The sequence below is a fragment of the Natronorubrum amylolyticum genome (assembly GCF_052040145.1).
In the GTDB taxonomy this organism is placed as follows: domain Archaea; phylum Halobacteriota; class Halobacteria; order Halobacteriales; family Natrialbaceae; genus Natronorubrum.
In genome coordinates, this window is the sequence record NZ_JBPPFW010000001.1 from 881,234 (window position 1) to 893,958 (window position 12,725).

General features: G+C 64.3%; 14 protein-coding genes. 8 read left to right on the plus strand and 6 right to left on the minus strand.

The genetic code is table 11. From position 1 onward, the window contains the following. Nucleotides 1–6: 6 nt before the first annotated feature. Together ACSFDB_RS04420 and ACSFDB_RS04425 are read right to left on the minus strand one after the other, a co-directional pair. On the minus strand, nt 7–564 hold the full coding sequence (locus tag ACSFDB_RS04420) for a hypothetical protein (RefSeq protein WP_440769804.1): 558 nt from the start codon (nt 562–564) through the stop codon (nt 7–9). Between the two features lies 1 nt (nt 565). Further along, on the minus strand, nt 566–1,084 hold the full coding sequence (locus ACSFDB_RS04425; RefSeq protein ID WP_440769805.1) for a nicotinamide-nucleotide adenylyltransferase: 519 nt from the start codon (nt 1,082–1,084) through the stop codon (nt 566–568). A 269-nt stretch (nt 1,085–1,353) separates the two neighbouring features. Between ACSFDB_RS04425 and lonB the strand changes: the two genes are divergently transcribed. The 3 genes from lonB to ACSFDB_RS04440 are packed head-to-tail and all read left to right on the plus strand — an operon-like array spanning nt 1,354 to nt 4,939. Beyond that, nucleotides 1,354–3,561 carry an ATP-dependent protease LonB gene (lonB, locus tag ACSFDB_RS04430; protein ID WP_440769806.1) on the plus strand — a complete coding sequence of 736 codons (2,208 nt, stop codon included), beginning with the start codon at nt 1,354–1,356 and terminating at the stop codon, nt 3,559–3,561. After that, nucleotides 3,562–4,560 (plus strand): CPBP family intramembrane glutamic endopeptidase, encoded by a 999-nt coding sequence (locus tag ACSFDB_RS04435; RefSeq protein WP_440769807.1) that lies wholly within the window; start codon nt 3,562–3,564, stop codon nt 4,558–4,560. A gap of 25 nt (nt 4,561–4,585) precedes the next feature. Further along, entirely contained in the window at nt 4,586–4,939 is a 354-nt protein-coding gene (locus ACSFDB_RS04440) for a hypothetical protein (protein ID WP_440769808.1), read from the plus strand. A gap of 101 nt (nt 4,940–5,040) precedes the next feature. Here ACSFDB_RS04440 and ACSFDB_RS04445 read toward each other — a convergent pair whose 3' ends face one another. After that, nucleotides 5,041–5,511: an MGMT family protein gene (locus ACSFDB_RS04445; protein ID WP_440769809.1), complete on the minus strand. Its 471-nt coding sequence runs from the start codon at nt 5,509–5,511 to the stop codon at nt 5,041–5,043. A gap of 421 nt (nt 5,512–5,932) precedes the next feature. Between ACSFDB_RS04445 and trpC the strand changes: the two genes are divergently transcribed. The 5 genes from trpC to ACSFDB_RS04470 all read left to right on the plus strand — a co-directional run bounded on the left by trpC (nt 5,933) and on the right by ACSFDB_RS04470 (nt 10,454). After that, a complete protein-coding gene (trpC, locus tag ACSFDB_RS04450) occupies nt 5,933–6,727 on the plus strand; it encodes an indole-3-glycerol phosphate synthase (RefSeq protein WP_440769810.1) in 795 nt (264 codons plus the stop codon). Next, nucleotides 6,724–7,992 (plus strand): tryptophan synthase subunit beta, encoded by a 1,269-nt coding sequence (trpB, locus tag ACSFDB_RS04455; RefSeq protein WP_440769811.1) that lies wholly within the window; start codon nt 6,724–6,726, stop codon nt 7,990–7,992. Before trpC ends, trpB begins: the two co-directional genes overlap by 4 nt. Then, the gene (gene trpA / locus ACSFDB_RS04460; protein WP_440769812.1) at nt 7,989–8,918 is read left to right on the plus strand and encodes a tryptophan synthase subunit alpha; all 930 of its coding nucleotides are present in this window, start codon (nt 7,989–7,991) and stop codon (nt 8,916–8,918) included. The genes trpB and trpA overlap by 4 nt, the downstream gene beginning before the upstream one ends. Before the next feature lie 24 nt (nt 8,919–8,942). Then, nucleotides 8,943–9,740, plus strand: coding sequence for a 2-amino-3,7-dideoxy-D-threo-hept-6-ulosonate synthase (locus ACSFDB_RS04465; RefSeq protein ID WP_440769813.1), 798 nt, complete (start codon nt 8,943–8,945; stop codon nt 9,738–9,740). A gap of 120 nt (nt 9,741–9,860) precedes the next feature. Next, nucleotides 9,861–10,454: a poly-gamma-glutamate hydrolase family protein gene (locus tag ACSFDB_RS04470; protein ID WP_440769814.1), complete on the plus strand. Its 594-nt coding sequence runs from the start codon at nt 9,861–9,863 to the stop codon at nt 10,452–10,454. A 60-nt stretch (nt 10,455–10,514) separates the two neighbouring features. Here ACSFDB_RS04470 and ACSFDB_RS04475 read toward each other — a convergent pair whose 3' ends face one another. The 3 genes from ACSFDB_RS04475 to ACSFDB_RS04485 are packed head-to-tail and all read right to left on the minus strand — an operon-like array spanning nt 10,515 to nt 12,639. Continuing rightward, a complete protein-coding gene (locus tag ACSFDB_RS04475) occupies nt 10,515–11,495 on the minus strand; it encodes a phosphorylase family protein (RefSeq protein WP_440769815.1) in 981 nt (326 codons plus the stop codon). Further along, nucleotides 11,492–11,983, minus strand: a complete 492-nt coding sequence (locus ACSFDB_RS04480; RefSeq protein ID WP_440769816.1) for a DUF8154 family protein — start codon at nt 11,981–11,983, stop codon at nt 11,492–11,494. The genes ACSFDB_RS04475 and ACSFDB_RS04480 overlap by 4 nt, the downstream gene beginning before the upstream one ends. Continuing rightward, nucleotides 11,980–12,639 (minus strand): nucleotidyltransferase domain-containing protein, encoded by a 660-nt coding sequence (locus ACSFDB_RS04485; RefSeq protein WP_440769817.1) that lies wholly within the window; start codon nt 12,637–12,639, stop codon nt 11,980–11,982. The genes ACSFDB_RS04480 and ACSFDB_RS04485 overlap by 4 nt, the downstream gene beginning before the upstream one ends. Nucleotides 12,640–12,725: the final 86 nt, after the last annotated feature.

A 12,725-nucleotide genomic window follows, 5' to 3' on the forward strand; every position in this document is an offset into this window, starting at 1 on the left:
GAGCGGCTACGGGCGGACAGTGCTTCGCAACGATGCGAGACCCCACGCTCCGATCCACAGGCAAACCGACGTGAAAAAGAGGACGAACGCCGCGTGCCCATCCAGTCCGGCTACCGACTCGAGATCGAACATCCTGGCGAACGAGAGCGACGAGAAGCCACCTCCCAGGAACTCACCGAACAGGACGACGACGGGAAAGCTCACCGCGGCGAGAACGATCGCACCGCACTCGAGACAGCAGACGAGGATCGTTTCGACGTTGATCGAGACGTCGTCGTTCGATCGCGTCGAATCGACGAGGGTCCGGATCCCGACGAATCCCGGCGGCAAACCGGCGCTCAGCAGCGTCAGCAGGACCAGATACATCGTGAGACTCTGCATCAACTCGCTGAGCCAACCGAACCCTCGGGCCGGCGTTGTCACCTCGAGCGCCACGGCGATCAGCGTTAGACTCCCGCCAAGGATCGGAAGGCCGACGAGCAGCATCGCCGTCAAGACCCATCCCGAGAGGAACCGTGACCGGTCCCGCCCTCGAGAGCCGTCCGGGACCGGGGCCGAGTGCATCTCACTCGCCGTTCGAGTCCGAGCCGCTGATCATCTGGATGCGTTCGATGCCGTCGATTTCGCCGACGACATCGACGACGGCTTCGGGAACCAGCCTCTCCCAGTCGCCGCCGTGGATCATCCGCTGGCGGACTTCGCTCCCCTCGAGCACCTCGCGGTTGAACATCGGCGACTGGCGGATCTCGATGTCGGCCTCGCGAAACAGCTGGATGACCAACGGGTTGTTCGAGTAGGCGACGTCGAAGTCGGGACTCATACTTTGGACGTGACTCACCCAGACCGAGTTTCGCTCCAAGTCCTCGATCGGGACGGCGTAGGTAACGAGATCGTGGTCGACAAGCGACTTCGTGATCATCATGATCCGTTCGCCGGCCGTGAACGGGTTTCGGATCGTGTGTGAGTCGTCGGCGCTCCCGATGCCGAGTACGAGTTCGTCGACGTCGTCGGCGATCTGCTCGACCATGCTGAGGTGGCCGTTGTGGAACGGCTGAAAGCGGCCGATGTAGAACCCCCGGGTCATGCCGGACACTGTTCGGGCCGCGTGCTTAAGCGTGGCGAGTTTTCCAGCGGCTGAACGGCCGTCTTTGCCGGCGTCTCGAGCGACCGCGAGACTGTGGATTGTTCACACACATCTTGTGGGCTCGACACGACCGGATGAAAACGACGCGGGAAACACTAATCACGCTTTTCGACGCCTGAGAGTGCCAGTTTCAGGCACTGTCACCATACTCCGCATGGAGAAAGTATATCAGTCCCAATCCCTTCGAATCAGGTACTGAACAGAGTTCTATGAGTAACGATACGAACGTTGACGACCCTCCCGAAGACGCCCCCTCCACTGAGCCTGACGAGGAGCAGGCACAGCCTCGGTCCCAGGACCAGGAGTCGGTGCGTCAGGGAGAACGGCCGCCGCCTGAGGAGGACGGCGACCGGCGCGACGACGTCGACAACGGTGACCAACAGGAGGAGTTCGACGACCCGATCGACGAGTTCGATCGGGAGTCGACCGACGAGGACGACGATATCGAAACCGTCGAAGATCTCGGGAGTACGGTCGACGTCGATCCGGGCGTCGAGATCGACGAGGAAAACGCCGAGGACGATCTGCTCGGCGGTCTCAAAGTCGACTCGACGGCAGATATCGAGGTTCCGGATCGGCTCGTCGACCAGGTCATCGGTCAGGACGAAGCACGGGATATCATCATCAAGGCGGCCAAGCAACGCCGCCACGTGATGATGATCGGCTCCCCGGGTACCGGGAAATCGATGCTGGCGAAAGCGATGAGCCAGTTGCTCCCGAAAGAGGATCTCCAGGACGTCTTAGTCTACCACAACCCAGACGACGGCAACGAGCCGAAGGTCCGAACCGTCCCCGCCGGCAAAGGCGAACAGATTATTGACGCCCACAAGGAGGAAGCTCGCAAGCGCAACCAGATGCGCTCGATCCTGATGTGGGTCATCATCGCGATCATCATCGGCTACGCGATTCTCAGCCCCGCCAGCATTCTGCTCGGCATTCTCGCGGCGGGTATCGTCTGGCTGATCTTCCGCTACACGTCCCGCGGCACGGACGCCATGGTGCCGAACATGATCGTCAACAACGGCGATCAGCGCACCGCGCCGTTCGAGGACGCGACCGGCGCTCACGCCGGCGCACTGCTGGGCGACGTTCGTCACGACCCCTTCCAGTCCGGTGGGATGGAAACCCCGAGCCACGACCGCGTCGAACCCGGCTCGATCCACCAGGCTAACAAGGGCGTGCTGTTCGTCGACGAGATGAACACGCTCGACATCCGCACTCAACAGAAGCTGATGACCGCGATTCAGGAGGGCGAGTTCGCCATCACGGGCCAGTCCGAGCGCTCCTCGGGTGCGATGGTCCAGACCGAACCCGTCCCCTGTGACTTCATCATGATCGCGGCGGGGAACTTAGACGCGATGGAGAACATGCACCCCGCGCTTCGCTCGCGGATCAAGGGCTACGGCTACGAAGTCTACATGGAGGACACCATCGAGGACACCCCCGAGATGCGTCGGAAGTACGCCCGCTTCATCGCCCAGGAAGTCGAACGCGACGGCCGACTTCCCCACTTCACCCGCGAGGCCGTCGAGGAGCTCATCCTCGAGGCCAAACGCCGCGCCGGCCGGAAGGAACACCTCACGCTGCACTTCCGGAACCTCGGCGGACTGGTCCGCGTCGCTGGCGACATCGCCCGCGCCGAGGATCGGGAACACACCACTCGAGAGGACGTGCTGCAGGCCAAGCGACGCTCCCGGTCGATCGAGCAACAGCTCGCCGACGACTACATCGAGCGCCGCAAGGACTACGAACTGCAGGTCACCGACGACGGCGTCGAGGGCCGCGTCAACGGACTCGCCGTCATGGGCGAGGACTCCGGGATCATGCTCCCCGTTATGGCCGAAATCGCGCCCGCACAGGGTGGCGGACAGGTCATCGCGACGGGACAGTTAAAGGAGATGGCCGAGGAATCCGTCCAGAACGTCTCGGCGATCATCAAGAAGTTCTCCGACGTGGACCTCTCGGAGAAGGACATCCACATCCAGTTCGTTCAGGCCGGTGAAGGCGGCGTCGACGGCGACTCCGCCTCGATCACGGTGGCGACGGCCGTCATCAGCGCCTTGGAGGATATCCCGGTCGATCAGTCGATCGCGATGACCGGCTCGCTGTCGGTCCGGGGCGACGTGCTCCCCGTCGGCGGCGTCACCCACAAGATCGAAGCCGCCGCGAAAGCGGGCTGTAGCAAGGTCATTATTCCCGCCGCGAACGAGCAGGACGTGATGATCGAAGACGAGTACAAGGAGATGATCGAGATCATCCCGTGTTCGAACATCAGCGAAGTGTTGGACGTCGCGCTGATGGGCGAACCCAAGAAGGACTCGCTGGTCGACCGCCTCAAGTCGATCACTGGCTCCGCCTTCGACGGCAGCCAGAGCGGCGTCGGCTCCGCCAGCGGCTCGAACCCGAGTCCGCAATAGATGGCCGACTGGGCGACGTTCGTCGGTATTACGGGCGTCGTCCTCGCGCTGTTGCTGGTTTTATCGCACCTAACCCAATCCGCGTTCGACGACAGCTCCGAACCGGATAGTGACCGTGACTCGAGCGAGGGTTCCGACTCGAGTGCCATCGCCGAGACGAACGCCGAACTCGACTCGTCGACGCACACCAACCAAACAGACCCCCGTTCGAGCATCGGGATCGACGAATCGGTTGCGACCAATCGTGATGGAACGCTCGAGCGCGATTCGAATCCTTCACTCGAGGCCGAGACCGGCGAGCGGACCGATACCGTCACGGTCGATTCAGAGCACCGTTCCCGTCCCGAGACCGGACAGCGTACCGACCGACCGAACGAGGTCGACCCGCGGTCGCTGTCGACGGGGGCGCTGCTGGCGAACGTCGCCCTCTCGCAGGGCCTGTTCGCCCTCGTCCTGCTCGGCGCCGTAATCTACACGGGGATCCCGGCCGACGCGCTGGGCATCGAGTTCTCGACTGGCTACCTCGAGCAGGGGCTGTTGCTGGGAACGGCGTTCGGTCTCGTCCTCTACGTCGCAAACGAGATCGGCGCCGCGGCGGCGACCCGACTCGGCTTCGATCACGACGAGGAGCTTCGAGAACTGCTCGCGCCGGATTCGGCGCGGGGCTGGTCGGCCCTGTTGCTGGTCGTTCTGCCCATTATCGCCGTCTTCGAGGAATTGCTGTTCCGGGCGGCGCTGATCGGGGTCATCGCAGCCGGCTTCGGCGTCTCGCCGTGGCTACTGGCCGTCGTCTCCTCGGTCGCGTTCGCCATCGGTCACGGCATGCAGGGATCCGTCGGCGTCGTCGTCACCGGACTGCTCGGGTTCGTCCTCGCGGCGATCTTCATCGTCACCGGTAGCTTCCTCGCAGTTGTCGTCGCACACTACCTGGTCAACGCCCTCGAGTTCGTCGTCCACGAGGGGCTTGGCTTCGAGTGGGCACAAACCCTCGAAAGCTAAGGGTTGTGACCTGCTGGGTGTGGGTATGAACGGGCTCGACGACGTTCCGGACACGGTCTATCGGGCGATCTTCTCCGGGATCGTCCTTTACTTCGCACTGCTGTTGTACGCACAGGCGACGGGCGACTCACTGGCGGCGTTCGCCTCGGAGTTCGTCTTCGGCGTGATCGCTATCGGCGTGGGAACGATTCTGTATCTGCAGGCCGAGACGGATCGTGGCTCGTGGGTGATTCCGGCTGCGGCCGTCTGTCTCGTCCTCGGCGGGATGTTTCAATTCGCGTTCCTGTTTACCCGCATCCCGGTGCTCGACCAGGTGTCATCGATCGTCGTCTTCGTCGGGATCGGGCTCTACATCTACGTAGTCTGGTACACCGACTAACGCGTAGCTGTGGAGTAACACGCGTCCGCCTGTGCTCGGCGATGTAACACGCGCGCTATCGATTTTCGAGCACTGTGTGTCCGACTGTCCTCGAGTCGAGACTACAGCCCCTCGAGCGACCGGAGCTTCTGTTCGACGGCCGGCGGCGCGGCGCTCGGGCCGTCGCGCACGCGGTGGTCGGGAATCAAAAGTGGTGTCGGGTTCTCGTCCAGCGCGGTCCGAACGAGGATGAGGTCGTCCTCGTCCTCCGGGTCGAGTTCGGGCGTCATCCGCGCGAGGGCGTCGACGCTGACCTGCTCGCCGTAGGGAATGCTGCGGACCTGCTCTAAGACGGCACGCTGGTCGGTCGGCACGGTCAGGGCCACCTGGAGTTCGTCGAAGTGGACCTCCTCTAACCCGTCGAGATACTCGAAGATTTGCTCGAGGACGGGGTGGTCGTCCTGGGCCTCTTCGTCCGGCAGGTCGGGAAACGAGACGCTCAGGACGCGGCCGCTCGCGGCCCCGAGCTGAACGTATCGATCGAGATACGACGATTCTCGCGCGTAGATTCCGGCGTCCGTGACGTCCTCCATATTCCTGCGTAGGTGGTAGGGCCTTGAATAATCGCCGGTCGCCGTTTTCGAACACGTCGGTCGGTCGCGGAGACACGAACCAGTTGGCCGACCACTGACTCCGACCGAGTTCCATCGATCCCGACGAACCACGTGAGCCCTGCCGATGCTGGCACCGATGACGGCCACACCCTCCCCAGCCGCCTGCGGTCCTCGCTCCGTCCGTCGCTGCGGTCCTCGTCCCTCGCACGCCGTCGGCGACGGACCCTCGCTCACTTTTCGAGGTGCTCGCACGGCTCACACCTCGCAACGCTCGGCTCCGTCGACAGCGCGCGCCACCGCACGCCGGGGGTAGATCGGCCGAAATCTCGGTAGTTGCCCGGGTTCGACTCGTTCCGATGGCGCAAAGCTTTTGTACATATGAGTACGTCGATGTACAACAATGAACTCTCGAACAGAGCTCGCGCCCGCGGTGGCGTCGATCCTCGAGGCCGCCCGGGAGCGGCCGGGAGGCGACGGCGTCGTGGACGTCGACGCGCGGTCGTTACCCGACGCGCTCGTGCGTGCGGAGGCCGACGGTCGCGTCCCGGTGATCGCGGAAGTAAAGCCCACGAGCCCGACCGCCGACGGGACGCGAGACGACGATCCCGTCGAACTGGCCGAGGCGATGGTCGAGGGCGGCGCGGCGGCGATTTCGGTGCTCACCGAGCCGAGTCACTTCGGCGGCTCTCCCGAGTCGCTGACTCGCATTCGCGAGGCCGTCGACGTTCCCGTGCTCCGGAAGGATTTCGTACTCGAGGAAGCGCAGATGGACGTCGTCGAAGCTGATCTCCTCCTGTTGATCGTCCGGTTCGTCGACGATCTGGAGGGACTCATCGCAGCCGCGCGCGAGCGTGGCTTCCAACCGCTGGTCGAAGTCCACGACCGTGCGGAGCTCGAGACCGCCCTCGAGGCCGGTGCCGAAATCATCGGCGTAAACAACCGAGATCTGGCGCGACTCGAGGTGGACCTCGATACCTTCGAGTCCGTCGCCCCCGACGCCCCGGAAGAGGTAACGCTGATCGCCGAGAGCGGCGTGTCGACGCCCGCCGACGTTCGACGGATGCGGGAGGCGGGCGCCGACGCCCTCCTGATCGGCAGCGCGATCATGGACCACGGTTCGGGCGACAGTGACGTAACCGAGAACACCCGACGGTTGGTTCACGCGGAAAACGAGGCGGACGGAGCACACACATGAGCACGAACGATCACGACGACCGCACCCGAGAGCGCGACAGCCAGGCAACGTTCGGCGACTACGGCGGCCAGTACGTCCCCGAGGCCCTGATGCCGGCGGTTCAGGAACTCGAGAATGCCTACGAACGCTACGTCCTCGAGAACGAGGACGGCTTCATGGACGAGTTCCGCGACCGAATGCGGGATTTCGGGGGTCGACCGACGCCCCTGCAGTACGCGGAACGACTCAGCGAGCGCTACGACCGCGAGATCTACCTCAAGCGCGAGGATCTGGTCCACGGCGGCGCGCACAAGCTGAACAACGCGCTCGGACAGGTCCTGCTGGCCAAGTATATGGGCAAAGAGCGGATCATCGCCGAGACCGGCGCCGGCCAACACGGCACGGCGACCGCGATGGCGGCGGCCCACCTCGATATGCCCTGCGAGATCTACATGGGTCGCACCGATATCAACCGCCAGCGACCGAACGTCTACCGGATGCGGATGAACGGCGCCGAGGTGAACCCGGTCACGGCGGGCAGCGGAACCCTAAAGGAGGCGATCAACGAGACGATGCGCGACTGGGCGACGACCGTCGAACGGACTCACTACGTCATCGGTAGCGTGGTCGGCCCGCACCCGTTCCCGAAACTGGTCCGAGACTTCCAGTCCGTTATCAGCCAGGAGGCTCGGAAACAGATTCAGGAGAAGGCGGGCCGACTCCCCGACAGCGTCGTCGCCTGCGCGGGCGGCGGCTCGAACACGATGGGGACGTTCCACGAGTTCGTACCCGACGAGGACGTGGCTCTCTACGCCGTCGAGGCCGGCGGCTCGAGCCTCGAGATCGACGAGGAAAACGCGCTGGCGCCGAACTCGGCGACGCTCTCGACGGGCACCGACGGCGTGCTCCACGGGGCGATGACGAAACTCCTCCAGAGCGAGGACGGCCAGATCATGGAGTCACACAGCGTGAGCGCCGGGCTGGACTACGCCGGCGTCGGTCCCGAACTCTCGTATCTCGTCGACACCGGTCGCGTCACCCCCGCGAGCGTCGACGACGAGGCCGCGCTCAACGGCTTTCATCGCCTGTCGCGACTCGAGGGGATCATCCCCGCGCTCGAGTCGAGTCACGCGCTGGGCTATCTCGAAGAGAATCACGACGAGCTGGGCGAGGTCGTCGTCGTCAACGTCTCCGGCCGCGGCGACAAGGACTTAGAGACGGTGCTCGAGGAGACCGAGAAGCGCGATCTCGAGGCCGCGCCGGACGTGGAGGTGTTCGACGCATGAGTGGCGAGGATCGACGACCGGAGGGAGGAGAACCTCGAGAAACGCGAGCGGGGAGCGATGGTGGGAGGCGACCCGCGAGCACCGAGTACAACAGCGACGTCGAGGCCGCCATCCGCGAGAACCATCCCGCACTCATCACCTATCTCGCCGTCGGCGATCCGTCGATCGAGGAGACGAAGGCGTACGTCGAAGCGCTCGACCGCGGCGGCTCGGACCTGATCGAACTCGGCCTGCCGTTCTCGGAGCCGATCGCCGAGGGCCCGACGATTCAGGCGTCGATCAACCGGGCACTCGAGGCCGGAACGACGTCCGAGGCGTTCTTCGAGTTGGTCGAAGACCTCGAGACGGATGCGACGCTGCTGGTGATGACGTATTATAACAAAATCCTCCAGTATGGAACTGAACCCGACGTCCGGCCGTTCGTCGAGCGGGCCGCCGAGGTCGGTCTCTCGGGGATTATCGTCCCCGATCTTCCCGCCGAGGAGGCCGATCCACTGCGCGAGGCCTGCGACCAACACGGTCTCGATCTGATCTTCATCATCGCGCCGACAACCGAGGGCGAGCGCCTCGAGACGATCATGTCTCAGGTGTCCGGCTTCGCCTACGTCCAGGCCCGACTCGGGACGACCGGCGCCCGCGGCGACGTCTCGTCGGCGACCCACGACAGCCTCGCGCGTCTGTCCGACTACGAGGTCCCCAAGGCCGTCGGGTTCGGCGTCAGCGAGGGCGACCACGCGGCCGAGATCGTCGAAGCCGGCGCCGACGGCGTTATCGTCGGCAGCGCGCTGGTCGACATCGTCGCCTCGAGCGACGACCCCGCGGCCGACCTCGAGGCCAAAGCCGAGGAACTCAAACGCGGCGCCGTTCGCGGGTCGGAGACCGTCACGAACGATACGGAAGATGCACCGGAACCAGAACAGCCATAACTGCAAGCTTGCTACACTCCCGCAATGACTACCACAGGCATCGACGCACGACTCGACAGAATCGGTACAGACAACTCGTACGTGATCATTCCGATGGATCACGGCATCACGATGGGGGCGGTTCAGGGGCTGAAAGACATCGAATCGACGATCGACGGCGTCACCAGCGGCGGTGCGGACGCGGTCCTTACGCAGAAAGGAATCGCCCCTCGCGTCCACGAACACAAGAATGGGAAGGGGTACATCGTCCACCTCAACGGCTCGACGACGATCGGCCCAGACGAGGACGATAAGCGGCTGACGGGCACGGTCGAAGAGGCCGTCCGTGTCGGCGCCGACGCCGTCTCCTTCCATATCAACGTCGGCTCCGACCACGAACCCGAACAGCTCTCTCAGCTCTCCGAGGTCACGGCGAGCGCCGAGCGACTCGGCATGCCGGTGCTGGCGATGGCCTACGCCCGCGGCCCGGGCGTCGACTCCGAGGATCCCGAAGCGCTCGGCCACGCCGTCCGTCTCGCGGAGGAACTCGGCGCCGACCTCGTCAAGACGGGCTACAGCGGCGACGCCGAGAGCTTCCAGCACGTCGTCGAATCGACGCGGCTGCCGGTCGTTATCGCCGGCGGCTCGAAAGGAACTGACCGCGAGACCGTCGAGATGGTCCGCGGCGTGATGGACGCCGGTGGCTCCGGCGTCTCGATGGGGCGATCGATCTTCCAGCACGAGAACCCGGAGGCCATCACGACGGCCGTCGCCGGCGTCGTCCACCACGACCTCTCGACCGACGACGCGCTCGCGAAGGCCGGACTCGCGCTCGAGGCCTGAGCACCGCGTCCCTTACTCTCTGTGGCCAACCCTACCGATGGAACGAGCCACTCGGTAGCGGTTCGCAACTGGCCTGTGCGTGACCACCAATTATTACGGCCACTCGCCTATCCGACAGTCGTGACGCCAGCGTCGTTTCGGACCCATCGGCTCGAGGAAACCGACACCGGCCACTACACCGAACTGCTGTACGACGACGGGGAGAGCGACGAGGTGCTGGTCTGTGCCGCCCACGGCGGGCACGTCGAGCCCGGCACCGCCGAGCAGGCGCTCGATCTGGCTGCTCGAGTTCCCGAAGCAAGCTGCTGGGCCTGTCTGGGCTACGACGAGCAGCGAAGCCCGTTCGAACTGTGGCATCCGCCCTCGAGCGCTTTCTCGCCCGACGACTACCCCCTGCTCGCCGAAATTTCGGATCGTGGGTTCGAGACCGTCGTGAGTTTTCACGGGCTCGGCGACGACCGTGTCCTCGTCGGCGGCGGAATCGACGCCGATACGAAACGCGCCGTCAGCGATCGACTCGCGGACGCGGTAACGCCACCCGTCGAACCGGTCTCGACGGGCCCGTACGCCGGCGTCAGCCCGGACAACTTCGTCAACTGGCTCGCTCGAGACGGCGGCGGGCTCCAACTCGAGCAGAGCCGTACCGTCCGCATCGACGAGCGCGAGGCCGTCACTTCCGTGCTCGAGGGACTGTTCGCCGAGGACGTGTTTTAAGCGGCCTGGACGACCGACCGGTCTGGCCGAGTTTGAATCCGCTGGATCCGAGCGGGTCACTCAGTCGACGTCGCCGGCCCCGATCTCGAGCGGGTCTGCCGCGACGAGCGTCTCGACCACCGCATCGCCGACGCGCGCGGCATTCTCGATGCCCAGCGCGAGACTGGCGGGGTTCCCGTCGAAGCTCTCTTCGACCGACTGGCCGGGTGCCGCCCGATCGTAGTTCGAGACGGCGCGGACGCTCAGGTACCGCTCCCGCAGGCCGAACCGCTCGAGGGCCGTTGCCGTCGCGGCATCTTCCATCTGGGTCGTCACGTAGGGGCCAACTCCGTACTGCTCGCAGAGCCACTGGACCTCCCGCGCGTAGCGCGGCCCGTGCCAGAACTCGTCGCCGCAGACGGTCGTTCCCCGTTCGATCGTCGGCCCCGAACCGGGGGCGTTCGGGTACGATCGTTGGTAGTCCCGAGCGGCGGCGTCCTCGCGCAGGTCGACGTCTCGGGCGGCCTCGATCGCGCAGTCGACGACGGCCTCCTCGAGCCGGTGAACGTAGTCTCGTGGCCGGTACGCGAGAAGATCGATGGGGCGGCGCTCGTCGTCGGGTTTTGCCGACTCAGGGGCCGGCACAGCGGCGTCCGATCGGCGGTCCCACCGATGCTTTCGGTCCCAGTCGACGACGGCATCCGCTATCGCGACCGAGCCGAGCGCCGTCGTCTCCGGCGACGAGCCGGCGATTCCGCAGGAGACGATGTAGGCGGACTCGAGGTCGATTCCCGGACTCGACAGGATAGCAGTGACGGTCGTCGCCGCGTCGCTCTTACCGATACCGGTGGTCGTGACGGCGATTCCGGAGTCGGTCACGTAGACGGGCGTCTCCGCGCCCGGCACCTCGAGGGCGTCGACGAGGTCAGCGCGCTCGAGCCACGGTCGACGTTCGTCGAGCGGGTCCTCGAACGCGGCGGTGAGGACCAGTGCGTCGGGAGCGATCGGGTCGTCCGGATCGGGATCTTGTGGTTCGGGGACCGAACTATCGGTCGGGATCATCGCTCACCCTCGCAGAGGCAGTCCCGGGTTCGAGTCAGTTGAACGACTTCCGCGTGGAGCGTCTCCGCGAGCCGGTAGATCGTTTCGGCTCTGTACTCACCCGCGATACCGGTCCGATAGTACGATTCGGATCGGTTCTCGAGCCAGAGTCGTTCGAGTCGATCCGCAATCTCGTCCGAAAAGAGTCCAGCCCGTACGCCTAGCTCGTACACCTCCGTATGCCGTTGAGCGGCGACGTCGTACCCCTTCTCTTCGACGTAAAACTGGATCGAACGCTCGACAGCGACGAACGAACTCTCGATGATGACCGTAAAGTGACCGTTGCGCGCGAGCAAGAACCCTGCTGCATCGAGAAGGCGACACGCTTTCCGTAACTGGAGAACTGCTGGATCCGTAACGTACTCCAACCCGACCTCCGGATTCTCTGGCGTCCGTTGGAACGCGTCTTCCGCGTTTCCGAGTGCCGCCTCGAGGTCGTTCGACGTCATTTGGAATCGCCTCCGAACACGTCGCGTTTCACTTGTCTGAGTGTCTCCGTTTCGTAGAGAGTGATCCCTTCTTGAAAGATTGGCTGAAGGTCTCTTCCCCGTCTACGGCTGCTTTCGCCCGACTCGACGAAGATTTCGAATTCGTAGCGTTGTCCGTCGAACGGCTCCGCTTCGAGATCGCGTTTGATATCCGACACGGCTCGCCGTATCCGTACTAATTCGTCGTCAGTGTCGGCGAGAACGAACAGATCGATGTCGCTTATCCGATCAGCCTCCCCACGCGCCACACTGCCAAAACAGACGACGCCGGCAAGTGTCGATAGTTCCGTTTCGACTCGTTCGACGAACGACCGAAGCGGGGTCCGAAACTCCGCCTGTGGGATCGACAGAAACGGATCGTCCGTGCTGTGCAGTCGCCGTTCGTCGATCCGGTAGAGCGTTCTCTTCCCAACATCCCGGCGGTCGATCAATTCCAGCTGTCCGAGCAGCGACAGCGCTTTCGAGACGCTCGGGCCGCCGAATCCAGTCAATTCCTGCAACTCCCGATTCGAAAACTCGGTAGACGGGTTCTGAGCCGTAATTTCGAGGATATTGTCCATCGCCTCGTATCTGAAGACCTGCTCTGCCGGAAGCGGTAATCGAATGTCGACGCGCATCTGTTACATGTGATGTAACGTGTTACATGACACATAACGGTTGCCCCGGGTTCCGTGCGCGGATCGACCGGAACACCTTCTAAATC